Annotated in this window: 2 protein-coding genes; one reads left to right on the forward strand and one right to left on the reverse strand. The window is 69.2% G+C overall.

Annotated elements, in window-relative coordinates; all coding sequences use genetic code 11:
• Positions 1-230 (reverse strand): hypothetical protein (locus AAW14_RS38865; RefSeq protein WP_265569192.1); only part of this gene is annotated, 230 nt, incomplete at its 3' end.
• On the opposite strand from AAW14_RS38865, the gene AAW14_RS38870 reads away from it, so the two are divergent.
• Positions 159-5,151: non-ribosomal peptide synthetase (locus AAW14_RS38870; protein WP_265569191.1), on the forward strand; the 4,993-nt coding region annotated here is incomplete at its 3' end. The two genes, AAW14_RS38865 and AAW14_RS38870, sit on opposite strands and share 72 nt — an antisense overlap.

Consider the following 5,151-nt stretch of genomic DNA (forward strand, 5'->3'; position numbering starts at 1 on the left):
TGACCCGGGATACAGGTGTGCCGGTCACGGCGGTGGATGTGATGGATGCCGCTGAGCGTGAGCGGGTGTTGGTGGGGTGGAATGACACTGCCGTAGAGGTTGTGGGCTCGTCGGTGGTGGGGTTGTTCGAGGCGCAGGTGGTGCGGACGCCGGATGCGGTGGCGGTTGTCGCCGGGGGTGAGCGGGTCTCGTTCGCGGAGTTGGATGCGCGGGCGAACCGGTTGGCGCATTTCCTGGTGGGTCAGGGTGTGGGTGCGGAGTCGTTGGTGGGGCTGTGTCTGCCGCGTGGTGTGGAGATGATTGCGGGGATTTTGGCGGTGTGGAAGGCGGGTGCGGGGTATCTGCCGGTGGATGCGGGGCAGCCGGCGGAGCGGGTGGCGTTCATGCTCGCGGACAGTGGCGTGGCGTTGGTGCTGACTACGGAGGAGCTGCTGGAGGAGCTTCCGGCGGGTCGGGTGCGGCTGGTGGCGGTCGATGGTGTGCTGATGGAGATGCAGTTGGCTGCGTTGCCTGTGGTGGCGCCGGGGGTCGGGGTGTGTGCGGACGGTCTGGCGTATGTGATTTGTACGTCGGGGTCGACGGGTCGTCCCAAGGGTGTGGCGGTGACGCATGGGGGGCTGGCGAATTATGTGTCGTGGGTGCCGGGGCGGGTCGGGTTCGCCGGGGCGGGTGGCCGGTATGCGCTGCTGCAGGCGCAGGCCACCGACCTGGGGAACACGGTGGTGTTTGCGAGTTTGACGACGGGTGGTGAGTTGCATGTCCTGGAGGAGGGTGCGGTCACTGATCCGCAGGTTGTCGCTGATTATCTGGCCGGGCACGGGATCGACTTCCTGAAGGCGGTGCCCTCTCACTTGGCGGCGCTGGGGGCGGCCGGTGGGCTGGAGCGGGTGCTGCCGGGGCGGTCGTTGGTGCTGGGTGGTGAGGCGGCTTCGTCCGGCTGGGTGCGTGAGCTGCTGGACGCGGCAGGTGAGCGTCCGGTGTTCAACCACTACGGTCCGACGGAGACGACGGTCGGTGTGGCGACGGTCCGGCTTGAGGCGGGCGGCAGTGTGGTGCCGGTGGGTGGGCCGGTGGCGAATACCCGGTTCTACATTCTCGATGGTGCTCTGCGGCCGGTGCCGGTGGGTGTGGCGGGTGAGTTGTATGTGGCGGGTGTGCAGGTGGCGCGTGGGTATGTGGGGCGTCCGGGTTTGACGGCGGAGCGGTTTGTGGCGAGTCCGTTTGAGTCGGGTGTGCGGATGTATCGCACGGGTGACCGGGTCCGGTGGGCTGTTGATGGTCAGGTGGTGTTCCTGGGGCGTGTGGATGAGCAGGTGAAGGTGCGTGGGTTCCGGGTCGAGCCGGGTGAGGTCGAGGGGGTGATCGCCGGGCATCCGCTGGTTGAGCGGGTGGCGGTGGTGGCGCGGGAGGACGTGCCGGGTGACACCCGTCTGGTGGCGTATGTGGTGCCGGACGATCCGGACGAGGAGCGGGATGCGCTGCCCGGCCGGGTTCGGACGTTCGCCGGGGGCCGTCTGCCGGAGCACATGGTCCCGTCGGCGGTGGTCGTGCTGGATGCGCTGCCGCTCACGGGCAACGGCAAGCTGGACCGCAAGGCACTGCCCGCCCCGGAGTACGCGGGAAATTCCGGCCGCGGCCCGGTGAGTCTCCAGGAACAGCTGCTCTGCCTGGCCTTCGCGGAGATTCTCGGCCTGGAGAGCGTCGGCGTCGATGACAGCTTCTTCGAACTGGGCGGGCACTCTCTCCTCGCGGTGCGCCTGGTGAGTCGGGTGAGGTCGATCCTGGGTGTGGAGGTGCCGCTGCGGGTGCTGTTCGAGGCGCCGACGGTGGCACGGCTGGCGGCCCGGCTGGCCGGTGCGGAGCGGGCCAGGGTGGCGCTGACGGCGGGGGAGCGGCCGGAGCGGGTGCCGCTGTCGTTCGCGCAGCGCCGGCTCTGGTTCATCAACCAGCTCGAAGGGCCGAGCGCGACCTACAACACTTCGGAGGCCCTGCAACTGTCGGGCGCCGTGAACCCGGATGCGCTCAACGCCGCGTTCCTCGATGTGATCAGGCGGCACGAAGTCCTGCGTACGGTGTTCTCGGTGGTCGATGGCGAGCCGTACCAGCGGATTCTCGACGTCGAGGAGCTCCAGTGGGCGCTGCAGGTGACCGATGTGGCGCTCTCGGATCTTGAGACCGCGGTTGCCGAGGCGCTGGCGTACACCTTCGATCTCTCGGTCGAAGTTCCCATCAAGGCTTGGCTGTTCGAGGCAGGTCCGGGAGTACGGGTACTGGTCGTGGTGATGCACCACATCGCCAGCGACGGTTGGTCGAAGGGCCCCCTGGCGCGGGACCTGTCGGTCGCCTACGCGGCGCGCAGCGGAGGCCGGGCCCCCGTGTGGAAGCCGTTGCCGGTGCAGTACGCCGACTACGCCCTCTGGCAACGCGAACTGCTCGGCGAGGAGCAGGATCTGGGCAGTGTGATGTCACGCCAGATCGCCTACTGGCGTGCCGCGCTCGCCGGTGCTCCGGAGGAACTGGCTCTCCCGTTCGACCGACCGCGTCCGATGGTGTCCTCCCACCGCGGGTACCGGGCGCCGGTGCAGATTCCGGCCGAGCTGCACGCGCGGTTGGCGGAGGTGGCGCGCGCGGAGGGTGTGACGCCGTTCATGGTGTTGCAGGCGTCGCTGGCGGTGCTGCTGTCGAAGCTGGGTGCGGGAACGGACATTCCGATCGGTTCGGCCAATGCCGGGCGTACGGATGAGGCGCTGGACGATCTGGTCGGGTTCTTCATCAACACGCTGGTGGTGCGGACGGATCTGTCGGGTGAGCCGACGTTCCGGGAGGTGCTGGGCCGGGTGCGGGAGACGGCGCTGTCGGCGTTGGCGCACCAGGATGTGCCGTTCGAGAAGCTGGTTGAGGAGCTGGCCCCGGCCCGCTCGATGGCCCGCCACCCGCTCTTCCAGGTCGTTCTGACGACGCAGAACACCATCGACGTCGTGCTCGACCTCCCGGGTCTCCAGGCTGGTGGACACGGCCGGGAGACTGCGGAGGAGACCGACGCCGCGACGGTGAACGAGTCGGCAGCGAAGTTCGACCTTGACGTCATCGTCGGCGAGGTGTTCGGCGCTGATGGTCGTCCGGCCGGTGTGTGTGGGTCGGTGACGGTGTCGGCGGATCTGTTCGATCCGGTGTGGGCCGGGCGGATCGCGTCGGCGTGGGTGAGGGTGCTGGATGTGGTGACCCGGGATACAGGTGTGCCGGTCACGGCGGTGGATGTGCTGGACGCCGCTGAGCGCGCGCGGGTGCTCACCGAGTGGAATGACACTGCCGTAGAGGTCGTGGGCTCCTCGGTGGTCGGGCTGTTCGAGCAGCAGGTGGCGCGGACGCCGGAGGCGGTGGCGATCGTCGCCGGTCGCGAGCGGGTCTCGTTCGGTGAGCTGGACCGGCGGGCGAACCGTCTGGCGCGCTATCTGGTGGGTCAGGGTGTGGGCGCGGAGTCTGTGGTGGGTCTGGCCCTGCCGCGTGGTGCGGAGATGATCGCCGGGATTCTGGCGGTGTGGAAGGCCGGGGCCGGTTATCTGCCGATCGATCCGCAGCAGCCGGCGGAGCGGGTCGCCTTCATGCTGAAGGACAGTCGTACGGCGTTGGTGCTGACCACCGAGGAGATTCAGGATGAGCTGCCCTCGGTGGGGGTCCGTCTGGTGGCTGTGGACGGCGCTCTTGTACGGATGCAGCTGGCTGCTTTGCCGGTGACGGCGCCGGGCGCCGGAGTACGTCCGGACGGTCTGGCGTATGTGATCTACACCTCGGGGTCGACGGGTCGTCCGAAGGGTGTGGCGGTGACGCATGGGGGGCTGGCGAATTATGTGTCGTGGGTGCCGGGGCGGGTCGGGTTCGCCGGGGCGGGTGGCCGGTATGCGCTGCTGCAGGCGCAGGCCACCGACCTGGGGAACACGGTGGTGTTTGCGAGTCTGACGACGGGTGGTGAGTTGCATGTCCTGGAGGAGGATGCGGTCACTGATCCGCAGATCGTTGCTGATTACCTGGCCGAGCACGGGATCGACTTCCTGAAGGCGGTGCCCTCCCACTTGGCGGCGCTGGGTGCGGCCGGTGGGCTGGAGCGGGTGCTGCCGGGGCAATCGCTGGTCCTCGGTGGTGAGGCGGCTTCGCCCGGCTGGGTGCGTGAGCTGCTGGACGCGGCAGGTGAGCGTCCGGTGTTCAACCACTACGGTCCGACCGAGACCACCATCGGTGTCGCCACCACTCTCCTGCATCCGGGCGAGGCCGTTCGGATCGGCTCCCCCGTGGGCAACACGCGGTTCTATGTGCTGGACGGGTACCTGCGTCCGGTGGCGCCGGGTGTTCCGGGTGAGCTCCATGTCGCTGGTGTGCAGGTGGCGCGCGGGTATGTGAGGCGCCCGGGGTTGACGGCGGAGCGGTTTGTCGCCAATCCGTTTGAGCCGGGCGTGCGGATGTACCGGACGGGCGATGTGGTGCGCTGGACCGGGGACGGGCAGTTGGAGTTCCTCGGGCGCACCGACGAGCAGGTGAAGGTGCGTGGGTTCCGGGTCGAGCCGGGTGAGGTCGAGGGGGTGATCGCCGGGCATCCGCTGGTTGAGCGGGTGGCGGTGGTGGCGCGGGAGGACGTGCCGGGTGACACCCGTCTGGTGGCGTATGTGGTGCCGGACGATCCGGACGAGGAGCGGGATGCGCTGCCCGGCCGGGTTCGGACGTTCGCCGGGGGCCGTCTGCCGGAGCACATGGTCCCCTCGGCGGTGGTCGTGCTGGATGCGCTGCCGCTCACGGGCAACGGCAAGCTGGACCGCAAGGCACTGCCCGCCCCGGAGTACGGCGCCTCGTCGGCCGGCAGTGGCCGCCGGGCGGCGACGCTGCGGGAGGAACTGCTCTGCCTGGCCTTCGCCGATGTCCTGGGCCTTGACAGCGTAGGCGTGGACGACGACTTCTTCGAGCTCGGCGGGCACTCCCTGCTTGCGGTGCGGCTCGTCAGCCGTATCCGCACCGTTCTGGGGGTCGAGACCGAGATACGCACCCTCTTCGAGGCGCCGACCGTTGCCGCGCTCGCCGCCCGACTCACGGGTGCCGAGAGTGCCCGCACCGCGCTCACGCCCATGCCCCGGCCCGACCGCCTCCCGCTCTCCTACGGACAGC

Source organism: Streptomyces hygroscopicus (genome assembly GCF_026168105.1).
In the GTDB taxonomy this organism is placed as follows: Bacteria; Actinomycetota; Actinomycetes; order Streptomycetales; family Streptomycetaceae; genus Streptomyces; species Streptomyces hygroscopicus_D.